We start from the raw sequence: 23,545 nt of genomic DNA on the forward strand, positions 1-23,545 counted from the left end.
TGGGGGGCGGGGACCCGTGCCTGGACCCCTCGTCCCATCAGGGATGGGTCAGGGTCAGAATGTGCCGCCGCGCCCGAAAAGCGGGGTCGGCGGCACTATGCTCGATCGGTCTGCCTTTGCGGCTTCCCACTCGGGGGGGATGAGTGGGCGTTGACCAAAAAGCATTCCGCGCCAGAGCTTGGGGTCGCTCGGGTCGGCGGGTTTGCGGGGTTTATCGGTTGCAAACCGGGGGTCCAATCCCCGAAGTCGGTGTCCCGCGATCACGTGGCGAGAACCTGAAATTTTACGGATTTACGACGGAAGATTTTGTTAAGACGGAAGGTCTTGCGGCGAGCGGCCCGTCAATATCCGCGAATGAGACCGCTTCCCAGCGCCTTCACCACCGCGGATATCCGATCGGTTGTGCCCAGCTTGTAGAACACACGCCTGAGGTATGCGTCAACCGTGTGCGGCGAGATGTTCATGATCTCAGCAATAACACTGTTGCTCTTGCCTCGGGCGACCCAGCCCAGCAACTCGCGCTCGCGGGTCGACAGCACTGGGAGGCTCTGCATCTGGGTCCGGACTATGCGGCAGTAACGCAGGTGCGCCGCCTGGCAGGCTGCCTGGTAGCGCACCAGGTCGCCCTGGTTGAACTCCGGCTCTTCGCGCTTCACGCCCAACCCGAAATAGCCGTTCCGCCCGCCGGGACCAAACACTGGAACGGCGATGCCATCGAGCCGCCCGCAGCCCTCGAGCAGATCCAGCGTCGACTTCTCGGCCGGGGTCATGTCGCGAAGCTGGCGGATGTCACCCCAGCGAAAAGGCTCTTCGCCGGTCAGCGCCTGAGCGGGCATCGGGTCGGTGCGGAACAGCTTCTCGCCGATATAGCGCTGCTCCCAGTCCTTGGGGTAGCCCCACGAGGCGACGCGAATGTTGTCCTCATCAGGCGCGCCGAGCGGCGGCAGATGCTGGTAGCACAGCGTGTCGAAACCCTCGGTCTGGAAATGCTCGATCGCGGCGAACCAGAGCGACTCGGTCCATGCGGCCTTGGCACACAGATCAAGGAACGCCACGAGCGCATCGGCGACGCCGGTTTCGGAGCTCTGGCTCACGGTCTCTCCAGACAATCGGAAGTTACTTCTACCGGATTAGTTTAGCACGCAGCGTGCAGGTTTGATATGCCTTGCCCGGTCGCCACCATCAAGGACGCTCCATGACGACGCCGCTTGCCCAGTACCTCAACGATGTCGCACCCTTGCGACCGCGCGCCGGGATCTGGCGGATCCTGTTGGGGCTCGCGTTCGCCGTTGCCGGGCAGATCGTCGCGACAGTTGTCATCTTCGCGCTTTATGCCGTGGTGACGAGTGCGACAACCGACATGGGGTTCGGAGAGGCGCTCGATCGCGCGGGGGCGCTCAGATCGCCCGGCTCGCTGATCGCCGTGCTGCTGACCTTCATCGGTCCGATTCTGGGGGTCTGGCTTGCGATGCGCTGGCTGCACAAGGCGGGCACGGGCATCCTGATGGGGCATTCCGGGCAGCTCGACATCGCGCTTTTCAACCGGGCGGCGGCGATCTTCCTTGTCCTGGGCGTCGCGGCCTTCCTGGTGACGCTGCCGCTCCAAGGGCTGGAGCGGAACCTGCCGATGAGCCGCTGGCTGGTCTGGGTGGCCCCCGCGCTGGTGGTGACCTTCGTGCAGGTCTTCGCCGAGGAACTGCTGTTCCGCGGATACCTGCAATCGCACTTGGCCGCCCGCTTTCGCAGCCCGTTGATCTTCGTGGGTATCCCGACGCTGATCTTCGGCGCGGCCCATGCCTCGAACGCGGCGGCTTTCGGAGCGAACGCCTGGATCGTGCTTCTGGCACCGACGCTGATCGGGCTGATGGCAGCGCACCTGACGATCCGCACCGGCAACCTCGGGCCGGCCGTGGGCCTGCATTTCGCGAACAACACACTGGGCCTGCTGCTGGTCGCGGTGCCCGGACCGTTCGGACAGCTGAGCCTGTTCCTGCACCCGTTCGACATCCAGGACGTGGCCACCGTGCGCCCGTTCATCATCGGCAACCTGGCATTCCTCGGCCTCGCCTACATCGCCTTCTTGGCGCTGGTCCCACCGCGCCGCGCCGGATTGCAACGCCCGGCGGACGTGTTTAAGTAACCGCCAGCCACGGCCCTGAACGAGAACGGAGGCAGCCGGGAATGAACTGGATCACGAACTACGTCCGGCCCAAGATCAACTCGCTGTTCTCGCGCCGCGAGGTGCCTGAGAACCTTTGGACCAAATGCCCCGACTGCGGGCAGATGCTGTTCCACCGCGAACTGTCGGATGCGCTGTACGTCTGCACCAACTGCAACAGCCATATGTACATCTCGCCGCGCCGGCGGTTCGAGTCGCTTTTCGATGGCGGGCTCTATGTCGATGTGCCGGTCCCCGAGCCGATCGTCGATCCGCTGAACTTCCGCGACAAGAAGAAGTACACCGACCGGCTGAAGGATGCCCGGCGCGAGTCCGAGGCGCCCGATGCCATGCTGGTCGCCGAGGGCGATATCGGCCGGATGAAGACCGTCGTCGCCATTCAGGACTACAAGTTCATGACCGGCTCGATGGGGATGTATGTCGGCAACGCCTTCATCGCGGCCGCCGAGCGCGCGGTCGAGCTGAAAGCGCCGCTGATCGTGTTCACCGCCGCCGGGGGCGCGCGGATGCAGGAAGGCATCCTGTCGCTGATGCAGATGCCGCGCACCACGGTCGCAGTGCAGATGCTGAAAGAAGCCGGGCTGCCGTACGTCGTCGTGTTGACCCACGCGACCACCGGCGGCGTGACCGCCAGTTACGCGATGCTGGGCGACGTTCAGATCGCCGAGCCGAACGCGCTGATCTGCTTCGCCGGTCCCCGCGTGATCGAGCAGACCATCCGCGAGACGCTGCCCGAAGGTTTCCAGCGGTCCGAATACCTGCTGGATCACGGCATGCTGGACATGGTCGTGGACCGCAAGGACTTGCGGGTCGAACTGGGCCGCGTGCTGCACATGCTGATGAAGGCCCCGCCGATGGTGACGGGCGATCTGCCCGCCCCCGACGCGGCACTGCCGCCTCCGGAGCCGCCGGTCGACGAGGCCAAGCCAGCGAAGGCGGTGGATGACAAGCCTGCCGACGCCGCCTCCAAGTCGCAGCCTGCCGCGAAAGCGGACGCCAAGCCGTGACGCCCGAGTCCAGCGACACGCTTCTGTCGCGCATGATGCAACTGCATCCCAAGGTCATCGACCTGTCCCTGGGACGCATGAGCCGCATCCTGCGGGCGCTGGGCAGCCCCGAGCAGAAGATCCCCCCGGCGGTGCTGATCGCCGGGACCAACGGCAAGGGCTCGACCCTGGCGATGATCCGCGCCGGGCTGGAGGGTGCGGGCAAGACGGTGCACACCTATACCTCGCCGCACCTTGCGCGCTTCCACGAGCGGATCACCGTCTCGGGCGAGACCATTGCCGAACAGCACCTCACCGAAATCCTGGCCGAGTGCGAACTGGCGAACGAAGGCCGCCCGATCACCTATTTCGAGATAACCACGGCCGCCGCCTTCCTCGCCTTCTCGCGCGCCGAGGCAGACTACACTCTGCTTGAAGTGGGCCTTGGCGGGCGGCTGGACGCGACGAACATGGTGGTGCCCAAAGTCTCGGTCATCACGCCCGTTTCGGCGGATCACCAGGCTTTCCTCGGCGATACGGTCGCGCAGATTGCGGGCGAGAAGGCTGGCATCCTGAAAGAGGGTGTTCCCGCGGTGATCGCACCGCAAGTGCCCGAGGCCGAAGAGGTCATACTCGCCGCTGCCGAGCGACGCGGAACGCCGGTGTCCGTAGGCAACCGTGACTGGCAGATCTGGGAGGAGCACGGCCGCGTCGCCTTCCAGGATGAGCACGGCCTGCTGGACCTGCCGCTTCCGCGCCTGATCGGCGCGCACCAGGTGACGAACGCGGGCACCGCGCTGGCAACGTTGCGCCTGCTGGGCGAGGGCGATCCCGAGCGTGCCTTGACCGAAGCCGTGTGGCCCGCCCGTCTGCAACGCCTGAAGCGCGGCCCGCTGGTCGAATTGGCCGAGAATGCCGAGCTTTGGCTCGACGGCGGTCACAACCCCGCCGCAGGCCATGCACTGGCCGAGGCCGTCACGCGCCTGACGCCGCGCCCACTGCATCTTGTTTGCGGAATGCTGAAGACCAAGGACGTGCGCGGCTACCTGACGCCGCTGGCCCAGGCCGCCGAAAGCCTGCATGCGGTATCAATTCCGGGCGAGACCGCGACCCTGCAAGCCGAGGAAACCGCAGGTTTCGCGCGCGAAGCGGGGTTTGACCGGGTCGCCTCCGCCGAGAGTGTCGAGGCGGCTGTCCGGACCATCCTGTCGGAAGCGCCCGAGGCGCGGATCCTGATCTGCGGGTCACTCTACCTTGCCGGCGTCGTCCTGCGCGATCACGGCTGAGCGCGGATCCGCCTCTAAGGCGGCGCCCCACAAAGCAACGGACCGCCGGTACAGGTACCCGGCGGCCCGTTGACGCGATCCGCGCCACTTTTAACGCGCCTGCCCATGCTCCCCCAAGCGGACAGGCTATACGCCACACTCGACTCGAACCGCGCGACCCCCGCAATCCCCACGCGGAAGGCCCTAGAAAAGGGCCGACGGCACTCGTTACAAATTTGCTGGTAACCAGCGGAGAGAACCGCCGCTGTCGTCCAACTACACACCTAGAACGCACCAAACGCCGGCTGGTTCCGTGTCTGGACGATTTTTCTTTGTATCCGATTAACTTAAGGCGCTCTTTTTCACGCAGGCCGGATCCGCACACGAAAGAGGCCCCGGCATCGGGTGCCGAGGCCTTTGGACGTCATTCGTCGCGGATCAGATCGAGTCTTCGATCCAGCCCTGCAGCGCGGCCTTGGGGGCGGCACCGGTCTTGTTGGACACGACCTGGCCGTTCTTGAACAGGAACAGCGCCGGGATGCCGCGCACGCCAAGCTGGCTGGGCGCGCCCGGGTTCTCGTCCACATTGACCTTGGCGATCTTCACCTTGCCTTCGTATTCCTGGGACAGCTCTTCCAGAGCCGGGCCGATCTGCTTGCAGGGGCCGCACCATTCGGCCCAGAAGTCCACGACCACGGGGATATCCGAGTTTACGACCTCGGCCTCGAAGGTCCCGTCGGTCACTTTCACAGTCGCCATCGCTGGCCTCCAATCGCTTTGCGTCTTTGCGTCAGGGACCGAAGCTATGGTCGCCGGTGCCCGGGGTCAATGCCCCGAGTGCTCGGCCTCGACAGCCCTCACGGCTTCGTGGTCCAGCTCGGTCAGCCGCCGCGCGCCGGTCCACAGGACGGCCGCACGAACCGACTTGCCGGGGTAGATTTGGGCAAGCGCCGAGACGTACATGGCAAGCTGTCCCGCATAGGCGACAGGCAACGGCGCGCCCTCGGGCGGGGGGGTGGCATCGGTCTTGAAGTCGATGGCCCAGACCTCGCCACCGGTCACGATCAGCCGGTCGATCTGGCCGCGCAGGACCTTGTTTCCAAGAGCGGCGACACGGCCCACCACGGGCACCTCGGCCAGCGCATTCTCGGCAAAGATCCAGCCGAGGGACGGGTCCGCCAGAAGCGCCTCGGCTTCGGAGAGTAGGGCCGTGCGGGCCTCGGGTTCGAGATCGGGCAGAAGGGAGTCGGCATAGGCGGCGCGTAGCTCCGGCGCGGTTCCCGGCAGGTGCTCCAGCAGCAGGTGCAGGTGCAGACCACGCTCCCGCGCTTCCTCGGCGGTGAGCGGACCGGCGGGCAGGTCGGTGTCGGCCACATGCTCGCCGCCGTCACGAGAGGGGGCAAGCGGTTTCACCGGCTCGGGCGGCGGCGTGGCATGGGTCATGGCCCAGGCGGGCAGCGGCGCCGGGGCTGCAGGCTCTGCCGCTGCGCCCATCGCAGCGCCCTGCTCCCAATGCTCGGCCAACACCAGCGCACCGTCGGCGGCTTCCTCGGCGCCCAGCCGGGTCATGCCTTGCGCGACCGCGGCATACCAGGCCTTCTCGGGGTCGTCGGGCACTTTCGGCCCGGCCCCGGCGACGATCAGCCAGCGCTCGGCCCGCGTCAGCGCGACATAGAGCAGGCGCCAACGCTCCTCGGCCTCCTGCGCGGTGCGAATGTCCTCGGCGGCCTGAAGCGCGGGCGGACGATCGGGCTTGGCCCCGGCCAAAGCAGCGACATCCGGGCCCAGCGCCCGCAGCGGCGGCCCGCCCCGGTTGCCGCCCGGCGCCGCGGTGTCGGGCAGGATCACCACCGGAGCCTCGAGTCCCTTCGCGCCGTGCACGGTCATCACCCGCACCTCGCCCGAGCGACTGTCGAGCTGGCGCTTCACTTCGGGATCGCCGCTGCCCATCCAGTCGAGGAACCCGGTCAGCGTCGGCGGCTCCACCCGCTCGTAGTCGAGTGCGAGGTCCAGCAGCGCCGCGACCGCCTCGTCCGCCTCGGCTCCCATCCGGGCGCGGATCCGGGCACGCGCGCCATGCCGCACGAGGATCCGCTGCAGCATCTCGAACGGCCGCAGGAAGTCCGCCTGATTCCGCAGATCGTCCCAGAGTGCCCACGCGCCCGGGAACTCGGCGCGGCGGTTCCGAAGCGCAGCGGCCAGCGTGCCCGAGCGGCCATGCGCCAGCCGGAACAGATCAGCCTCGGAAAGGCCCATCAACGGCGAGCGCAGCGCCTCGGCCAGCGACAGATCGTCGGCGTCTGTGGCGACCGCGCGCAGCAGCGACAACAGGTCCTTGACCGCCAGCACCTCGGCGATCTTCAGGCGATCGGCCCCGGCGACGGGCACGCCGGCGGCCTTCAGCTCCGAAATAAGCGCGGTGAACAGCCGCCCCCGGCCCTGCACCAGGAACAGGATGTCCCCGGCCGAGATCGGCCGGTCGGTGCCGGGAATCGGGCGCCCCTCGGCCAGCAGATCGCGGACCCGGTGCGCAAGCTGTCGGGCCAGCACCAGACGCGGATCGGTCGCGGCGGGCTGATCGACAGGCAGGTACCAGGGTTCGGGCTCGCCCGGCTCTTCGGGAGTAAGGAACGGCAGCAGTTCGACCCGGCCGGGGCGGGTTTCATGGAACGGCACATGCCCTTCGGCCCCGCCCTGCGCCGGCTCGCGTCCCTCGAATACCGCGTCCACCAGCCGCAACACCGGCGGCGCCGAGCGGAAGGAATGCAGCAGCGCGCAGTCCTGCAGCTCCTGCGCCACGTCCTGAAGCGCGTCGGCATAGCGCCTGCGCTGGCGGCCAAACTCGCGCGGCTCGGCGCCCTGGAACGAATAGATCGACTGCTTCTCGTCACCGACGACAAAAACCGTGCGGCGGCCTTCGTGGATGCCATCGCCGGCGAAAAACTCCCGCGTCAGCGCGTCGATCACAGCCCACTGGGTCGGGCTGGTGTCCTGAGCCTCGTCGACCAGCACGTGCTCGATCCCGCCGTCGAGCCGGTAGCGGATCCACTCGGCCGCGTCCGAGCGGGTCAGCAGCGCCAGCGCCTTCTGGATCAGGTCGTCGAACTCCAGCGCGCCCAGTGCCTGCTTGCGCGCGTCATGTGCGGCGATGAAGGCGCGGGCGAAACGGGTCAGCGCGCGGGTACTTTGGACAGCGCGGACGTTTCGGGCATGGTCCCGGTGCTCAAGCACCGTCGCGCCGATCTGGGCCAGAAGCTCCGCCGCGTCGGGCAGCGAGGCAATCACAGGCTTGGTGCAGTGGCTTTTGCGCAGACTGCCGTCCTTGGTCAGGAAGGCCTCGCACACCGCCGGGTCCGAAGGGTCAGTTCCGTTCGCCAGCGCGAACAGCCCGGCGTGCGTGTTGTCGTTGGTCTTGCCGCCGACGCCGGAAAGCGCCGACAGCAGCGCCTCGATCTGGGACGGCACGATGCCATCCAGCGGAGGCGGGGGCGGATCGCCCAGCCCGAAGGCTTCGGCGATGGCGGAGGAGGCCGGATCGTGTTCGAACCGGTCACGCTGCCGGATCAGGTCCTGCAGCAGCCCGTCGATGCTGAACTCCAGCGACAGGATATGGGGCGCGAGCTGCGCGAAGCCGCTAGCGGGATCCTCGGCCAGCTCTTCGAGCAGTGTCTGGCGCAACTGCGCGCCGCGCCGGTCCTCGAGCACCTCGAACTGAGGCGAGACTCCAGCTTCCAGCGGAAACCGCCGCAGCAGAGCCTCGCAGAAGGCGTGGATGGTCTGGATCTTCAGCCCACCGGGCGTCTCCAGCGCGCGGGCAAACAGAGTCCGCGCCGCCGCCAGATCCCGGTCCGAAATCCCCCGCGCGGTTTCATCGAGCGCATGAAGCTCGGCGCGCAGGGCCTCGTCCTCAAGCATTGCCCATTTGCCGAGGCGGCTGAACAGGCGGTTCTGCATCTCGCCGGCGGCGGCCTTGGTAAAGGTCAGGCACAGGATGCGCCGCGGGTCGGTGCCATGTAGCAACAGCCGCGCCACGCGGTCCGTCAGCACGCGCGTCTTGCCCGAGCCCGCGTTGGCCGCCACCCAGGACGAGGCGTCGGGCCGTGCGGCGCGGACCTGCGCCTCGGTGGCGGCGTCGCGCCCGCTCATGCCACATCCTCCGCCTTGTAGGGATCGCCGTCGACCCACTCGCCCCGGCGGGCCAGTTGGTCGTAATCGCCCTTGTCGAACAGAAGCTTCGGCCGCAGCCGGGCGGGATATGGCAGATCGCCCGACTGGTAGGCGGCGATCATCTCGCGGAACCGGTCCCAGGTCTCGTTGAGCGCGTCAGTGGTTGGGTCGAAGTCCAGAAGCTGCCCCTTCAGCCCGATGAGCTGCAGGGCAACGATGGCGCGCGGAGTCCAGCCCTTGAAGCCACCGCGCAGGGCGATCCCGGCCTCGAGCGGAAGCTGCTGGTTGAACTGCGCTGCCTGGTTCGCGCTGGGCAGGTTTCCGGTCTTGTAGTCATAGATCGCCAGCGCGCCGCTTTCGTCACGGTCCACCCTGTCTGCCTGTGCACGCAGCAGGAACGGACTCGGCAGGCCGTCGACCTGCACTTCGCCCTGATCCTCGTGCAGCCAGGGGCTGGCGGTGGCGCGGCGCTCGACCTCCGTTTCCGCCAGCCACGGCGCGATGCCTGCCATGCGCTGTCGCCAGATCACCCGCGAGGCGGGCCAGGGCACGGTGCGCGCCATCTCCTCGGCCGCGAGGCGCGTCAGCAGGTCCGCGGCATCCTCGGGCAGACCGTCCTGCGTCTCGTCGAGGAAGCGCGCTACAACCGCGTGCAGGCTGGTGCCGCGCAGCAGCGCATCGGCGGTACGGGCCAGCGGGGCCAGCGGCCGCAGCTTCAGGATATGCCCGGCGTAGAGCGCGTAGGGGTCGCGCACCAGAGTCTCTATCCGCGTGACCGAGAGCCGTTCGGGGAATGCCTCGCCCGGCGGCCGTGGCGCGGGCCGCGGCGCCGGGTCCACGCGCGGCGCATCATCCAGCCGTGCGGCGATGTCGAGGTAGCGCGCCCCTCGCGCCTGCATCGCCGGAACCACTCCGCCGGGGTCAAGACCCTCGGCCAGGTTGGTCAGGCGCAGCAGCCAACGGGCGGGCACGGTCGGCGCCTCGCCGTCGCGCAGGGCGCGGGACAGGATCACGCGCGGACCGCCGACAGCCTGTTGGAAATCATGGGCCGACAGGCCGATCTGCCGCTCCGGCAGCGGCAGCCCCGCCTCGGCCCGCATCTCGCGACTGAGCCACGGGTCGGGGCGCGGAAGGCGCGGCCAAGTGCCCTCGTTCAGCCCGCCAAGGATGGTCAGCGGCGCGAACTGGGTCCGCGCCTCGAGCGTGCCCCAGATCGCAACGCCCGGATGCGGTCGGAAGGGCGCGGGCGGCACCGAGACACCGGCCAGCACGCCGCGCAGCAGCGCCGGATATTCGGTCGGCTCCAACGTGCCGCCAGCAGGGGCATGTTCCAGCAGGTCCGCCATCGCGGTAGCGGCCTTCTTGCCGGTGTCCTCTTGCCAGAGCGGGCCGGGATCGGTGCCTCCGGGTCCCGCCGCCAGCGCGGTCGCGAGCGCCAGGTGCTTTTCGACAAGTGTCTCCAGCGGAGCCGGTGTGCGTTGCGGATCGGCCAGCAACGGCGCAAGCCAGTCGACCCAGGCCGCGCGCGCGTCGTCGCCTTGCCCGGCCCAGTCGCGCAGGACCTGTGGCGTGACCACCGGGCCGCCGTCGCGCAGGACCTTCAGCTCCAGCTTCTCGACCTGATCAAGATGCGCGCCGCGCCCACCTTGCCCGGCGGCGCAGAGCGGGTGCTTGAGCAGTGAAACCAGCGTCACCGGATCCGGCGGCGCGGTCATCAGCTGCGCGCAGAGCCGCAGGAACGCGCCCGGAGGCGTGAGGTCCAGCGGCCGCCCGGCGCTGTCGTCTGGCTCGATCCCCCAGCGGTCGAGTGCTGCCGTCACGCGCCGCGCCAATGTGCGGTCGGGCGTGACCAGCGCGGCCGGAGTGCCCTCCTCGACCGCCTCACGCAGGATCAGGGCGATGGCCTGCGCCTCGGCCTGCGGGTCTGGCGCTTCGAGCAGGGTCAGGCCCTCGGTCGCCTCGGCCAGCGTCGGCGTCAGTGTGGGCCCCTCGGCCAGCCACTGGTCGGTGACCGGCGCGGGCCGGAGCGCCAGCGACACCAGGGCCGCGCGGGGCGGGCTGGGCGGTTCGGTGTCCGTCCAGCGCGGCAGCGTCCAGGGCTCGGCACCAAGGTCGCGGCAGAAAGCGGCGAGGCCGAACTGCGGGTGATCGGCAGCGTGACGCGGATCCTCCAGCCGCTCCCAGACATATTGCGGCAGGTCGAAATCCAGTCCGGGCAGGATCACCGCGCCCTGCGGCAGTGCAGCGACCGCGCGCATGAACCCGGCTGTCGCCCCGCGCGAGCCGGTAGAACCGGCGATAAGCACCGGGTGCTGCGGAGGCTCGACCGCCCAGTGCGCCACGCGAGCCGCCATCGCCAGCACCATGCGGCGATCGGGATCAGCGCCGTCCCCGTCCGGGGCATCCAGCACGTCGCGGATCAGGCGCAGGAAGGACAGCGCGCGCTGCCAGTGACCGGCGTCATCCGGCGCGTCGAGGCCAGCGACCGCACCGAAGGACACACCCTCGATGTGCATCTCGGCCAGCAGGTCCGACAGGCCCTCAGCCAGCGGATAGGCGGCTGTGCGGCCTGCCGTATCGGGCGCGGCGGCGATCAGTGCGCGGACCAGCCGCGCCAGTTCCAGCCGTCGCTTCAGGGGCGGCATCACCGGGGGCAGGTCGGGCGCGTCGTCGACCAGTTCAGACAGCGCGCGGATGCGGGGCGGCAGGCCGACCGGATGATCCTCAAGCAAGGAGAGCAGCCTGCGGCGGGCGCGTTCGGTGTTTACCCAAAGCTCGATCCGGGCGCAGTCCTCGGGGGGCAACGCGGCGGTGCGCGCGCGCAGGCCGTTCAGAACCTCGGCGGCGAAATCGACACCGGGAGGCAAGCCATAGACGCCGGATTTCACGCTGAGCTCAGGCATCGGCGAGCAGGCTCTCGGCCAGCGGGATACTCTCGGGCTGGCCGACATCGCACCATTCACCATCGTAGACCGCGCCGTAGAGCCGCCCCTCGGCCAGCATCGCATCCCAGGCGACGTTCAACGAGAACGCCCGCTGATCGATCCGCGCCACAGGCGCCGGGTCGATGATCTGCAGGCCGGTATAGACGTAGGGCGCGCTATCCGCCTGCCCTCGGCGGCGCAGCTGACCGTCCGGTTCAAGGAAGAAATCGCCGACGCCCTTGTGCCCGATCGCCCGATCACGCGGCACCAGCAGCAGGCGCGCGCCGCCGGGAACGGCGCCCGCAACGGACTTCAGCGGATTCGGCCCGCGCCAGATGGCGTCCGGGTTCAGCGTCCAGACCGGGCCATCACCCAGCAGCGGCGCGGCGTGTCGCAGGCCACCGCCGGTTTCCAGCAACTCGCCATCCTCGGGCGAGAGGTCGATGCTCATCCGCATCTCCGCCGCCAGATGCCGGGCGATCTGCGCGCCGAGGTAGTGCGTGTTCACCACCACCCGCCGAACGCCTCCGCCCGCCAGAAGATCGAGAGCATGGTCGATCAGCGGGCGTCCCGCGACAGGCACCAGCGGCTTGGGGCGGTCCGTGGTCAGGTGGCGCATCCGCGTGCCGCGTCCGGCCGCAAAGAGCATGGCGATATCGGGGATCACGCAGGCCTCATTCGGTCCAGGCGGCGCGCAACCGGGCCAGCACCTCGGCCGAAGGCGGCGGCAGGTTGCGCGCGACCCACGCCTTCAGCGCCGCCAGGTCGGGATGGCTGAGGTCCCGCTCGACATGCGCCCAGACGCGCGGGATCAGGCCCAGGTACTGCGGCTTGCCATCCCGCAGCCAGAGCCGGGCGAAAATGCCGACGATCTTCAGGTTCCGTTGCGCTCCAAGCGCCGAATAGGCGGCGCGGAACGCCCGCGGGTCCGCGCCCGAAGCCGCGACATAGCGCGCGATCATCGCCTGCTGTAGCGCGTCCGACGTGTCGCGCCGCGCGTCTTCCAGCAGCGAAACCACGTCGTAGGCCGGATGCCCGGCCAACGCGTCCTGATAGTCGAGCAGGCCCACGCGCGCATGGCCGTCCCGCTCGGGCAGCCAGACGAGGTTCTCGGCGTGGTAGTCGCGCAGGACGCAGACGGGCGTCTGAGGAACGTGCGGCGCGCAGGCGGCCTCGATCAGGTCGAGGTATTCGGCGCGAAGGTCGTCGGGCGTGGGCGCGCCGGTCGCGGCGGGCATGTACCAGTCGGTCGCCAGCGCCGACTCGCGTCTGTAGACTGCCGCGTCATAGGGCGGCAGACCCGCGGCAGCCTGCGGCAGACGGTGCAGCGCCGCCAGCAGGTCGATAGCGGCAGAGTAGAGCTCATCCTCGTCGCCCGGCGAAGCCTCCAGCACGCGGGCGTAGATCGCATCGCCAAGGTCCTCGAGCAACAGCAGGCCGGTTTCGGGGTCCTGCGCGTGGATCTCTGGGGCCGAGAGGCCGGCCCCGCGCAGGCGCTTGGTTACGTCCACGAAGGGCCGGATATCCTCGCCTTTCTCGGGCGGGGCGTCCATCAGCACCGTCGGGGCATCACCCTCCAGCAGCAGGCGTTCGTAGCGCCGGTTCGAGGCATCGCCCGCAAGATGCGTCCGCCGGGCTGCGGCCCAGTGCCCGCGGGACAGGAACGCATCGATCAGGTTCTCCCGGGTGGTGGCGTCAGCGGTCATCATGCGGCGGGCACTCCGGTCATCGCGGTCAGCGCAGCCTCCCAATTTCCGCCTTCGGCTCGGATGGTCAGATGCCGGGCCTCGTCGATGTCCGGGTCGGGTTCGAGGTGGAGGCGCAACGCGCGAACCGGCGCAGCCTCGCCCAGACGTTCGGGCCATTCGAGGAAGACGATTGCGCTTTGGAACGCCTCGTCGAGGCCCAGTTCCACCAGTTCGTCCGGGTCGCCAAGGCGGTAGAGATCGGCGTGCCAGATCTCTGCCGGGCCAGCCTCGTAGGCCTGCACGAGCGTATAGCTTGGGGACGGGACTTCCTCGGGCTGGCGGCCCTCGGCGGCTTGCCGGGCGCGGATCGCGGCGCGGGCGAAGGCGCTTTTCCCGGCACCGACCGGGCCAGACAGCAGCACGGCATCACCGGGCCTCAGCGCGCGTGCCAGAGCAGCGGCAAGCGACTCGGTCTCGGCCTGCGAATGCAAGATGCGGGTCTCGTCCACGGTGTTTGCGCCTGTATCGTGCCTCGCGCGGGATTCTGACCGCCGAAGCGGCCGGATTCAAGCGCCTTCGCGCAAGCGGGGCCAGTCAGGCACAGTTCACCCGACGCCAGGCCGGATCCGGCGCAGACGTGCGCGGCGCGACGGCGGACTGGCGGTCGATGACGCCAAGCAAGGTCGATCCATCGGGCATGGCGCTGGCCCGCAACAGCAGCTTGCCGCCCGCGCCCAGCTCGGCCACACCTTCCCAATGCTCGCTACGCTCGGCCGCCAGCGCGAAGGCCTTGAAGCCCTGCCAGATGCCGGGATCGCGGCATGTCTCGCCCGCCGCCACCGCGAGCGGATCGAGGCCCGCCAGCAGCAACTCGGGCAGGTCGTCAAGTCGCAGCGCTTGGGCAAATGCGTCATTGGTGAACAGCACCCGGCCCGAGCTGTCGAACAGCGCCACCCCCTCGTCCAGCCGTTCGAGCATGGCGTGCCCCAACTCGATCTCGGCACGGTAGCGCTGCTCGAGCGTGACATAGTCCGAGATGTCGTCGAACACGAAGGCCACCGCGCCGCGCGGATGCGGGCGCGCCGTGACCCGAAGGATCCGGCCCGAGGGCAGCGGCCAGTCTTCCTCGTAAGGTGTTTCCGATACGGTGGTCGCCGCCGCCGTGATCCGCTGCCGCCACGCGGCGAAGTCGGTCTGCTCGGGCACCATCCGGCGCTGGCGCAGCGCCTCAAGGAACTCCCGCAAGCTGGGCCGAAGCGCCAGCCCGACCGCATCGAGGCCGAACAGGTCATGCAGCGCCGGATTGAACAGGCTCAGCCGCCGCTCACGGTCGAAAACAGCGAGCGCGGTGTCGATATGGGCGAACGTGTCGGTCAGGGTCGAGGTGAAACTGTCCAGCGCCTCCTCGGCGCGGACCTGAGCGTCGATATCCTCGACGAAGACAAGTTGGCCGCCGCTGTCATTGGGTACCGTGGTGATCCGGCCCCAGCCCATCCGCGTTCCGTCCGAGGCGCAAAGCTGCGAGGCACCATCACCGCTGGCGATCAGGCCGGGGATCGCGCCCAGCCCGCCAGCCATACGGACCATCGGCCCCGCGGCACGGTTGTGCCATGTGATCCGCCCCGAGGCGTCGCTTTCGAAGGCCGGCACCGGCGACAGCTCTGCCCGGCGCGACACGGTTTTCAGCTCGTCCAGAGTTGCAGAAGCCGCCGTCAGCCGATCGTGCAGCGCCAGTTCGCCGGGCGGGGCGGGGGTGATGGTGATCCGCGCGCTCAGCCCCTCGGTCCGTCCGCTAATCCGGCAGAGGCCAAACCCCGCCATGCTGTGATGAGCGACGAATCCGCGTCCCTCGGCGATCAGGGCATCGAGCTGCGCGCAGATCTCAGGGCCGAGACACAGTACATCAGCCAACCCTCCAGCACTGGTGCCAACCAAGGTTCCGGCCCGCCGCGCGGTATTGGGCAGGCTGCCGGTGGCCACGGTGATCCGGTCCCCACTTATCCAAAGGTCGAGTCTTCCTGGCGCAGTGTCCCGTCCACGCAACGGAGAATGGCGCGTCAAGCCTTGCCAGAGGAAAGAAAGGATCTGCACCGGAGCGCTCCTGTGCCGGGATTCGGGAACAGTCCGGCGCAGACTGCGGGCGCAAGGTTAACAACTCGTAAACCCGGAAAGAAATCAGTCGCTTGGATGTAGCTAGTGCGCATCCAGGGGGATATTGTCGCCCAGCGCCGCTCGTGCCTCGCTGCGCGAGACCTCGAGATCCTCGCGCGGCCACACCACCTCGACGATGGCACCGCTGGGCTGCGCCCGCTCCGGCGCCAGATCGGCACCGTGTACGCCGTTAGCGAACGTCAGCCGCGCGCCTGTCCGCTCGAGCAGGGTCTTGGCGATGAACAGGCCCAAGCCCATCCCCGCGTAATCCGGCCGCTCGGGGTCGCGCGAACCGCGCCCGCCACGGCGGCGCAGAAACGGATCGCCGATCCGGCTGATCAGCTCGGGTGGGTAGCCGCGACCATCATCGCCGACCCGCAGGGTCAGCGTGGCCTCCGTCCAATCCAGGTCGATCCAGACCGTGTCCCGCGCGAAATCCACCGCGTTCTGCACCAGGTTGCGGACGCCGTGGATCACCTCGGACCGGCGTGAGATCTCGGGCTGCTCGGCCGGGATTTCTGGATTGCCCGCAACCCGGAACACGATGTGCTTGCCTCGGCTCAGGTGTGGCTCGGCGGCCTCCTCGACCACAGCCGAGAAGGGCGCGTGGCGCAGGTGTACGTCCTCTTTGCCCGACCGGCCCATCGACGCCAGGATGTCCCGACAGCGTTCGGCCTGCGCGCGGATCAGGGCGACGTCCTCGGCCAGTTCGGGGCGGTCGTCCAGCTCGTCACGCAGCTCGGAGGATACCAGCATGATCGTCGCCAGCGGCGTTCCCAGCTCGTGCGCCGCAGCGGCGACAAGCCCGCCGAGAGCGGTCAGTTTCTGCTCCCGCTCCAACGCCAGCTGCGTCGCGGTCAGCGCCTCGGACATCGAAAAGGTCTCGGTCGAGACCAGCCGCGCATAGACCCCGATGAACATGATCGACAGCGACAGCGCCGCCCATGAGCCCACCAGAAGCAGCGGCGGCACCGCCAGCACCTGCCCGTCGGCCAGCGTCAGCGGCAGGTGGAACACCGACAGGAAGGCCACGGCGGCAAGGCTGAACGCGCCAAGGATCACCGTCGCATCCAGCGTCAGCACCGTGGCCGCAATGATCGTCTGCGCCAGGATCAGCGTCGCAAACGGGTTCGCGATGCCGCCGGTCAGGTACAGCAGCGCCGTCAGTTGCCCCAGATCGTAGAGCAGCGTCAGCAGAGCCGCGCGCTGGTTCAACCGCTGATTCTTCGGATTGAGCAGCGTCGTGATGATGTTGAACGCCGCCGAAAGTCCGATCAGCATGACGCAGAGATCGAGCGGAAGGGCGATATCCAGGTACCATGTCGCGACGATGACCGCTGTCGTCTGACCGGCCACGGCCAGCCAGCGCAGGTAGATCAAGGTGCGCATCCGCACCCAGTTGGTGCGCGCGGGGCCGCGCCCGGACAGGCGGTCGAAGATCTCCATGACCATGGGTCATAACGCGCCCGTGCACGCGACAAAATGTTATTTTGCCCCGCCTGGCGTCGGCGCGCGATAAACCGATCCAAAGGAGAAACCCATGACACGCACAATCGCACTGCTGGCTGGCGCGGCGCTCGTCGGCCTGCTGGCCGGCACCGCCACCGTTGTTTGGATGTCGAATTCCGCCGAGGATCGTTTCGCCAGCTGCGGAGAGTCCTCGGTCGCGGGCGGCGGCGCCGCGATCGGCGGGCCGTTCACGCTGGTGGACCAGACCGGCACGGAAGTGACCGAGGCCGACGTGATAGACGGCCTGACGCTCGTCTATTTCGGCTACACGTACTGCCCGGACATCTGCCCGTTCGACATCGCCCGCAACGCCGAGGCGACCGACATCCTCGAAAGCCGGGGCATCATGGTGAAGCCGGTGATGATCACCGTGGACCCAGAGCGCGACACGCCCGAGGTCATGGCAGAGTTCACCGAGTACATGCACCCGCGGATGGTTGGCCTCACCGGCACGCCTGAGCAGGTGAACGTGGCCAAGACCGCCTACAAGGCCTACGGCGCGAAGGCCGCCGGGTCGGAGGGCGACGAGTACCTCGTCGACCACTCGACCTTCACCTACCTGATGGCGCCCGGCGAAGGCCTGCTGAACTTCTTCCGCCGAGATATCAGCGCGGAAGAGATGGCCGACCAGGTCGCCTGCTACGCAGAGAATCTGTAATGATAACCGCCTGACCGCCCGCTCATGCGGTCAGGCCGACCCGCGCGCGGATCGCCTCGTCCCTCAGCGAGACGTCCGTTCCGGCGAATTCGGCGGCATCCGGGGTCGCCAGCCAGACCAGCGCACGCGCAACCCATTCCGCCGGAATGTGCGCCGAAGGGTCGAGTTGGCTGACCGGGTTGATCCCGGACTTGCGGATCTGCACCTGCATCTCGGTCGCGACTGTGCCCGGGGACAGACCCACGACCCGAACGTCGCCCTGCGCCTCGCGGTCGGCGCATTGCGTCAGCATCGCGGCACCGGCCTTGGACGAGCAATAATGGCTCCACCCTTCGAGCGGGCTGTTCGCCGCGCCGGAGGAAAGGTTGATCACCACGCCCGAGCCCTGCGTCTGCATCACTGGCAGCGCCGCGCGCAGGCCGTAGTAGGTGCCCTTGAAGTTGATGTCGGTCGCGTGGGTCCAGGCCTCAGGGTCGGATTTGGCTAGCGGGCCGATGGGTTCGATCACGCCGGCGTTGTTCACCAGAACGTCGAGCCGGCCCCATTCACGCCGCGCGGTTTCCACCAGCGCCTGCACCTCGGCCCAGGACGATACGTCGGCGGCCTGAGCGATGGCGCTGCCGCCGTCCTTGCGGATCTCCCCGGCGATGGTCTCGATCGCCGCGGCGCTGCGGGCCGACAGAAGGACATGCGCCCCGGCCTTGGCGAAGGCCCGTGCGGCGGCCGCCCCGATGCCCCGGCTTGCCCCGGTGATGATGACGGCCTTGCCCGCGAAGTCTGACATGTTCGGCATTCCCTCGGTTATGCGTGACGGCCTTCGGGCCGCCTGAGTCCAGTAAAGAACGGCGCCCGGTGCGCCGCAAGCGTCAGTCCGCGTCGCCGGGGGGCAACGGCAGGACGGTGGTGTTCTTCATCTCTTCCATCGAAAGCGTCGAGGTGACGTTGAAGATGCTGACCTCTTTGATCAGCGCCCGGTAGAAGTCGTCGTATGCGCGCGGGTTCGTCACCCGCACCTTCAGAATATAGTCGATATCGCCGGCCAACCGATGCGCCTCCAGCACCTCGGGGCGGTTCAGGATCGCCTGCTGGAACCGGCCCAGCCACCCGGCGTCGTGTTCCGAGGTGCGGATTAACACGAAGAAACAGGCGTCCAGCCCCAGCGCGTCCGGGTCCAGCACGACGACCTCGCGCCGGATCACCCCAGCCTCTTTCAGCTTGCGGATCCGGTTCCACACCGGGGTCTTCGATGCACCCACTTCGCGGGCCAGCTCCTCAAGCGAGCGTGAGGCATCCTGCTGCAGCGCCTCGAGAATTTTCCGGTCCAGGGCGTCCAGCGCGACAGCCATTCCAAACTTCCTTCCGATCCCGGACAAGCGTCCCTCTGCGCCCAACATAGTGGGACAATTTCCTTATCTTCAAGCCCATATCGCGTTTTTCAGGAACATTTGCCTATATTGAGCCTCAAGAAAGAAGGGATTCCCATCATGCGGCATTTTCCGGTTTTCCTGAACCTTCGCGGTCGGCGTGTCGTCGTGTCCGGCGCAGGGGAGTGTGCCGTCGCCAAACTGCGCTTGCTGATGAAGACCGAAGCGGAGCTGGCGGTCTATGGCACCGACGCCGACCCGCTGGTGCGCCAGTGGGCCGAGGAAGGCCGCCTGACGCTTACCGAGCGCGCGATCCGCGACGGAGACGCCGACGATGCCGCACTGGTCTATGGCGCGAACGAGCATGCGGATGAGGACGCCCGCGCCGTCGCTATCGGCAAGGCCGCCGGTGCGCTGACCAACATCGTCGACAACCTAGACGACAGCGAGTTCATCACGCCCGCCATTGTTGACCGCGATCCGGTGACGGTCGCCATCGGCACCGAGGGCGCCGCCCCCGTGTTGGCGCGCCGCATCAAGGCGGATCTGGAAGAGCGTCTGCCCGCATCGCTGGGCCTGCTGACTCGCATCGGCCAGGCCTTCCGCCCCCGCGCCGAGGCGCTGCCGATGGGCCGCAAGCGTCGCAACTTCTGGTCCCGCTTCTATTTCGAGCGCGGCCCCGAGGCTTTGAAACAGGGCGAGGACGCCGCGCAGCTGGCGCTGGAAGAGCTGCTGTCCGAGGAACTCGCCGCCCGCCCCGAAGAAGGCCATGTCTGGTTGGTCGGCACCGGCCCCGGTGATCCCGAACTGCTGACGCTCAAGGCCCGTCGCCTGCTTCACGAGGCCGACGTGGTGATTCACGACCGCCTGGTGCCGCAGCCGATCCTCGAGCTCGCTCGCCGCGAGGCCACGGTGATCGAGGTCGGCAAGATCCCCTACGGCAAGTCCTGGAAGCAGGAAGACATCAACGATCTGCTGGTCGAGCATGGCCGCACCGCTCAGGTCGTGCGCCTAAAGTCCGGCGATCCGGGCATCTTCGGCCGGCTGGACGAGGAAATGGACGCGCTGGACCGCGCAGGCGTCGCCTTCGACATCGTGCCTGGCGTGACCTCGGCCTCGGCGGCCGCCGCCTCGATCAAGGTCAGCCTGACCAAGCGCGGCCGCAACGGCAGCCTGCGGATCCTGACCGGCCACGACGTGAAGGGCTTTGCCGAGCATGACTGGCGCGACCTCGCCAAGCCGGGCGCGGTTGCCGCGATCTACATGGGCGTGCGCGCCTCGGCCTTCCTGCGCGGGCGGCTGATGATCCACGGCGCCGCCGAGGATACCCCGATCACCGCGATAGAGAACGCCAGCCGCCCCGATCAGCGCGTCATCGCCAGCACCCTGATCGACCTGCCCGAGGCCCTGGAAGCCGCCGCGCCGCAAGGCCCGGTGATGCTGTTCCTGGGCCTTACCCCCCGCGCCGCGGAAATCGCCGCGCGCGAACCCGAATTCCAATTGAGTGAGGCGCTCTGATGGCCCGCAAGTTCCTGCCCAAGGTGGCCACCGCCAACGACCTGTTCGAAGGCGACGTGATCTACCTGACCGCCGATAACACCTGGACCCGCGAGCACGCCGAGGCCGCAGTCGCCGAGACGCCCGAGGCCGCCGACGCCCTTTTGGCCGCCGCCGAGAAGTTTCCGCTTCAGGTCGTCGGGCCGTACCTCGCCGATGCGCAGATCGTCGACGGCCGCCCCGCCCCGGTCCACTTCCGCGAGGAATTCCGCACCCGCGGCCCCTCGAACTACTTCCACGGCAAGCAGGCCGAACAGGCAGAGGTCTGAGCATGTACAGCTACACCAATTTCGACGCCGCCTTCGTCCGCGACCGGGTGAAGGAGTTCCGCTCCCAGGTCGAGCGCCGCCTGGACGGCAGCCTAACAGAGGACGAGTTCAAGCCGCTGCGCCTGATGAACGGGCTGTACCTGCAGCTGCACGCCTACATGCTGCGGATCGCGATCCCCTACGGCACGCTGAACAGCCGCCAGATGCGGCAGCTGGCCTATATCGCCGATACTTGGGACAAAGGCTACGGCCACTTCACCACGCGCCAGAACATCCAGTTCAACTGGCCGAAGCTGAAGGACGTGCCCGAGATGCTGGACGCGCTGGCCGATGTCGGCATGCACGCGATCCAGACCTCGGGCAACTGCATCCGCAACGTGACCGCCGACCATTTCGCGGGCGCCGCCGCCGACGAGATCGAGGACCCGCGCCCGACCGCCGAGCTGATCCGCCAGTGGTCCACCGACCACCCCGAGTTCGCCTATCTGCCGCGCAAGTTCAAGGTGGCCGTGACCGGCAGCCCGAACGACCGCGCGGTGACCAAGGCGCACGACATCGGCCTGCGCATGGTCCGCAACGAGGCCGGCGAACCCGGCTACGAGGTGGTGATCGGTGGCGGTCTGGGCCGCACGCCGATGATCGGCAAGGTCGTGCGGGAATTCCTGCCCAAGCAGGATCTGCTGGCCTATCTGGAAGCGATCCTGCAGGTCTACAACCTGTCTGGTCGTCGCGACAACAAGTACAAGGCCAGGATCAAGATCCTTGTCCACGAGACCGGCATCGACGAGCTGCGCGCGAAGATCGAAGAGACCTTCCAGCGCAACCGCCGCCTGCTGCCCGACGTGGACGCGGCCATCGTCGCCCGGATCGAGGCCGCCTTTGCTGCGCCCGAGTGGGCCGACCGCCCGGTACCCGACGCGCCACGTCTGGACGCGGGTCTGGCCTCGTTCATCGACACCAACGTGGTGGCGCACAAGCGGCCCGACTACGCCATCGTCTCGGTCTCGCTGAAGCCCACCGGCGGCACGCCGGGCGATGCGACGAGCGAGCAGATGCGCGTGCTGGCCGACCTGGGCGAGCGCTACTCCCACGACGAGCTGCGCATCAGCCACGAACAGAACGTGATCCTGCCCCATGTCCACCGCGCCGACCTGCCGGCGGTCTATGCCGCACTGCGCGAGGCGGGGCTGGCAACTGCCAACATCGGGCTGGTCTCGGACATCATCGCCTGCCCTGGCATGGACTACTGCGCGCTGGCCACGGCCCGCTCGATCCCGATTGCCCAGCAGATCTCCGAGGTGTTCGCCGACCTTGACGCCCAGCGCGACATCGGCCCGCTCAAGATCAAGATCTCGGGCTGCATCAACGCCTGCGGCCATCACCACGTTGGCCACATCGGGATCCTCGGCCTCGACCGCGCCGGCGTCGAGAACTACCAGCTGACGCTGGGCGGCGACGGGACCGAGACCGCGACCATCGGCACCCGCACCGGCCACGGTTTCGCCTATGACGAGATCGTTCCGGCCGTCGAGCGCCTGATCGAAGCCTATCTCGATATCCGCGAGACCGCCGATGAGACCTTCCTGGAAACCTACCGCCGCCTGGGCATGGAGCCGTTCAAGGCCGCGCTCTACGGCGAGGAGGAAAAGGCAGATGCTGCTTGAGCCATCCTTTCGCTTCGCGCCCGACAAGGGCGTGGGCGTTCTGAACGAGCGCTACGAGCAGGCGCCGCCCGAGGACGCGCTGCACGCCGCGCTCCGGCTCTATGCCGGGCAGATTGCCGTGGTCTCGTCCTTCGGCGCCGAGTCGGCGGTGCTGCTGCACATGGTCAGCCAGATCAATCCGCACACGCCGGTGCTGATGATCGACACGCAGATGCTGTTCCCGCAGACGCTGGACTACCTGCTGGAGCTTACGGAACTCTTCGGCCTGACCGACGTGCGCCGTATCGGCCACACGACCGAGGAGCTGAAGCGCCGCGACCCCTACGGCGCACTGCACCTCGCCAATCCGGACGCCTGCTGCCACCTGCGCAAGGTCGAGCCGCTGGAGAACGCGCTGAAGGGCTTCACGGCACATATCTCGGGGCGGAAACGCTTCCAGACCGGGCGCCGGGCCGAGATGCAGCTGTTCGAGACCGACAGCGCCGGGCGCGTGAAGGTCAACCCGCTGGCCGCGTGGAAACCCGCCGACTTGGGCGCCTACATGGACCGGCACGACCTGCCCCGGCACCCGCTGGTGAAGGAAGGCTACCCCTCGATCGGCTGTGTGCCCTGCACCAGCAAGGTCGCCGAGGGCGAGGACGCGCGCGCCGGTCGCTGGCGCGGCACAGACAAGGACGAATGCGGCATCCATTTCGGAGAAGATGGCCGCGTGGAAAGGATCGCATCGTGACCCAGATCGTGACCCGCGAGGGCTTCGTGCCCGAAACCTGGCCCGAAACCGGCGTGATCGTCAGCTTCGACTCGCTCTGGAACGGCCAGGACCTGCCCATCGAGCGCCCGATCGGCGTCCGGCTCGAGGTCGACAGCGACCCGGCCGACCTGGTGCCGTGGTTCGACACCATGTCGATGATCGTCGTGCCGTTCCCGAAAAGCGCCGACGGCCGCGGCTTCAGCCTGGCGAAACGGCTGCGCCAGCTAGGCTACGCCGGCACGATCCGCGCCGAGGGCCACGTGCTGGTCGACCAGTTCCGCGCCGCACTGCGCGTAGGCATCGACCAGGTCGCGATCCCGGACGACCAGGCCGCCCGCAACCCCGAAGGCCAATGGCTCGCCGTGCCGCATTTCGACGGCTACCAGACACGGCTCTTCGCCGCCGAATAAGAC

20 protein-coding genes are annotated in these 23,545 nt (G+C 68.2%); 9 read left to right on the forward strand and 11 right to left on the reverse strand.

Annotated features, from left to right (window positions below; genetic code table 11):
* Window positions 1–341: 341 nt before the first annotated feature.
* Entirely contained in the window at window positions 342–1,094 is a 753-nt protein-coding gene (locus ACW9UR_RS10680) for a helix-turn-helix transcriptional regulator (RefSeq protein WP_458916945.1), read from the reverse strand.
* A 101-nt stretch (window positions 1,095–1,195) separates the two neighbouring features.
* On the opposite strand from ACW9UR_RS10680, the gene ACW9UR_RS10685 reads away from it, so the two are divergent.
* From ACW9UR_RS10685 to ACW9UR_RS10695, 3 genes are read left to right on the forward strand one after another with little or no spacing between them, the layout of a single operon-like run.
* Window positions 1,196–2,140 carry a CPBP family intramembrane glutamic endopeptidase gene (locus ACW9UR_RS10685; protein ID WP_458916946.1) on the forward strand — a complete coding sequence of 315 codons (945 nt, stop codon included), beginning with the start codon at window positions 1,196–1,198 and terminating at the stop codon, window positions 2,138–2,140.
* Between the two features lie 41 nt (window positions 2,141–2,181).
* Complete coding sequence (gene accD / locus ACW9UR_RS10690) at window positions 2,182–3,186, forward strand: acetyl-CoA carboxylase, carboxyltransferase subunit beta (RefSeq protein WP_458916947.1); 1,005 nt, start codon at window positions 2,182–2,184, stop codon at window positions 3,184–3,186.
* On the forward strand, window positions 3,183–4,451 hold the full coding sequence (locus tag ACW9UR_RS10695) for a bifunctional folylpolyglutamate synthase/dihydrofolate synthase (protein ID WP_458916948.1): 1,269 nt from the start codon (window positions 3,183–3,185) through the stop codon (window positions 4,449–4,451). The genes accD and ACW9UR_RS10695 overlap by 4 nt, the downstream gene beginning before the upstream one ends.
* 417 nt (window positions 4,452–4,868) lie before the next feature.
* On the opposite strand, the gene trxA is transcribed toward ACW9UR_RS10695, so the two are convergent.
* The 8 genes from trxA to regB all read right to left on the reverse strand — a co-directional run bounded on the left by trxA (window position 4,869) and on the right by regB (window position 16,806).
* Window positions 4,869–5,189 carry a thioredoxin gene (trxA, locus tag ACW9UR_RS10700; RefSeq protein WP_458916949.1) on the reverse strand — a complete coding sequence of 107 codons (321 nt, stop codon included), beginning with the start codon at window positions 5,187–5,189 and terminating at the stop codon, window positions 4,869–4,871.
* Window positions 5,190–5,255: 66 nt separating this feature from the next.
* Window positions 5,256–8,576 carry a double-strand break repair helicase AddA gene (gene addA, locus ACW9UR_RS10705; RefSeq protein WP_458916950.1) on the reverse strand — a complete coding sequence of 1,107 codons (3,321 nt, stop codon included), beginning with the start codon at window positions 8,574–8,576 and terminating at the stop codon, window positions 5,256–5,258.
* Window positions 8,573–11,500 carry a double-strand break repair protein AddB gene (addB, locus tag ACW9UR_RS10710; protein WP_458916951.1) on the reverse strand — a complete coding sequence of 976 codons (2,928 nt, stop codon included), beginning with the start codon at window positions 11,498–11,500 and terminating at the stop codon, window positions 8,573–8,575. The genes addA and addB overlap by 4 nt, the downstream gene beginning before the upstream one ends.
* Window positions 11,493–12,188 carry a nucleotidyltransferase family protein gene (locus ACW9UR_RS10715; RefSeq protein WP_458916952.1) on the reverse strand — a complete coding sequence of 232 codons (696 nt, stop codon included), beginning with the start codon at window positions 12,186–12,188 and terminating at the stop codon, window positions 11,493–11,495. Before ACW9UR_RS10715 ends, addB begins: the two co-directional genes overlap by 8 nt.
* A 7-nt stretch (window positions 12,189–12,195) precedes the next feature.
* A complete protein-coding gene (locus ACW9UR_RS10720; protein WP_458916953.1) occupies window positions 12,196–13,230 on the reverse strand; it encodes an aminoglycoside phosphotransferase family protein in 1,035 nt (344 codons plus the stop codon).
* Complete coding sequence (gene tsaE / locus ACW9UR_RS10725; RefSeq protein ID WP_458916954.1) at window positions 13,227–13,718, reverse strand: tRNA (adenosine(37)-N6)-threonylcarbamoyltransferase complex ATPase subunit type 1 TsaE; 492 nt, start codon at window positions 13,716–13,718, stop codon at window positions 13,227–13,229. Before tsaE ends, ACW9UR_RS10720 begins: the two co-directional genes overlap by 4 nt.
* A gap of 85 nt (window positions 13,719–13,803) precedes the next feature.
* Window positions 13,804–15,120: a PAS-domain containing protein gene (locus ACW9UR_RS10730; protein ID WP_458916955.1), complete on the reverse strand. Its 1,317-nt coding sequence runs from the start codon at window positions 15,118–15,120 to the stop codon at window positions 13,804–13,806.
* 282 nt (window positions 15,121–15,402) lie between these two features.
* On the reverse strand, window positions 15,403–16,806 hold the full coding sequence (gene regB / locus ACW9UR_RS10735) for a sensor histidine kinase RegB (RefSeq protein WP_458916956.1): 1,404 nt from the start codon (window positions 16,804–16,806) through the stop codon (window positions 15,403–15,405).
* Between the two features lie 94 nt (window positions 16,807–16,900).
* Here regB and ACW9UR_RS10740 point away from each other — a divergent pair, with 94 nt between their 5' ends.
* Window positions 16,901–17,527, forward strand: coding sequence for an SCO family protein (locus tag ACW9UR_RS10740; RefSeq protein WP_458916957.1), 627 nt, complete (start codon window positions 16,901–16,903; stop codon window positions 17,525–17,527).
* A 22-nt stretch (window positions 17,528–17,549) separates the two neighbouring features.
* Here ACW9UR_RS10740 and ACW9UR_RS10745 read toward each other — a convergent pair whose 3' ends face one another.
* Both ACW9UR_RS10745 and ACW9UR_RS10750 read right to left on the reverse strand, forming a co-directional pair.
* Window positions 17,550–18,311, reverse strand: a complete 762-nt coding sequence (locus tag ACW9UR_RS10745; protein ID WP_458916958.1) for an SDR family oxidoreductase — start codon at window positions 18,309–18,311, stop codon at window positions 17,550–17,552.
* Window positions 18,312–18,393: 82 nt separating this feature from the next.
* Window positions 18,394–18,873 (reverse strand): Lrp/AsnC family transcriptional regulator, encoded by a 480-nt coding sequence (locus ACW9UR_RS10750; RefSeq protein WP_458916959.1) that lies wholly within the window; start codon window positions 18,871–18,873, stop codon window positions 18,394–18,396.
* Between the two features lie 138 nt (window positions 18,874–19,011).
* On the opposite strand from ACW9UR_RS10750, the gene cysG reads away from it, so the two are divergent.
* Genes cysG through ACW9UR_RS10775 form a run of 5 tightly spaced genes read left to right on the forward strand, consistent with a single transcriptional unit; the run spans window position 19,012 to window position 23,542 of the window.
* Window positions 19,012–20,409: a siroheme synthase CysG gene (gene cysG / locus ACW9UR_RS10755; RefSeq protein ID WP_458916960.1), complete on the forward strand. Its 1,398-nt coding sequence runs from the start codon at window positions 19,012–19,014 to the stop codon at window positions 20,407–20,409.
* Window positions 20,409–20,717: a DUF2849 domain-containing protein gene (locus ACW9UR_RS10760; protein WP_458916961.1), complete on the forward strand. Its 309-nt coding sequence runs from the start codon at window positions 20,409–20,411 to the stop codon at window positions 20,715–20,717. Before cysG ends, ACW9UR_RS10760 begins: the two co-directional genes overlap by 1 nt.
* Before the next feature lie 2 nt (window positions 20,718–20,719).
* The gene (locus tag ACW9UR_RS10765; RefSeq protein WP_458916962.1) at window positions 20,720–22,381 is read left to right on the forward strand and encodes a nitrite/sulfite reductase; all 1,662 of its coding nucleotides are present in this window, start codon (window positions 20,720–20,722) and stop codon (window positions 22,379–22,381) included.
* A complete protein-coding gene (locus tag ACW9UR_RS10770; protein WP_458916963.1) occupies window positions 22,371–23,111 on the forward strand; it encodes a phosphoadenylyl-sulfate reductase in 741 nt (246 codons plus the stop codon). Before ACW9UR_RS10765 ends, ACW9UR_RS10770 begins: the two co-directional genes overlap by 11 nt.
* A complete protein-coding gene (locus ACW9UR_RS10775; RefSeq protein WP_458916964.1) occupies window positions 23,108–23,542 on the forward strand; it encodes a DUF934 domain-containing protein in 435 nt (144 codons plus the stop codon). Before ACW9UR_RS10770 ends, ACW9UR_RS10775 begins: the two co-directional genes overlap by 4 nt.
* The last annotated feature ends 3 nt before the right edge of the window (window positions 23,543–23,545 follow it).

The sequence above is a fragment of the Halovulum sp. GXIMD14794 genome (genome assembly GCF_054457455.1).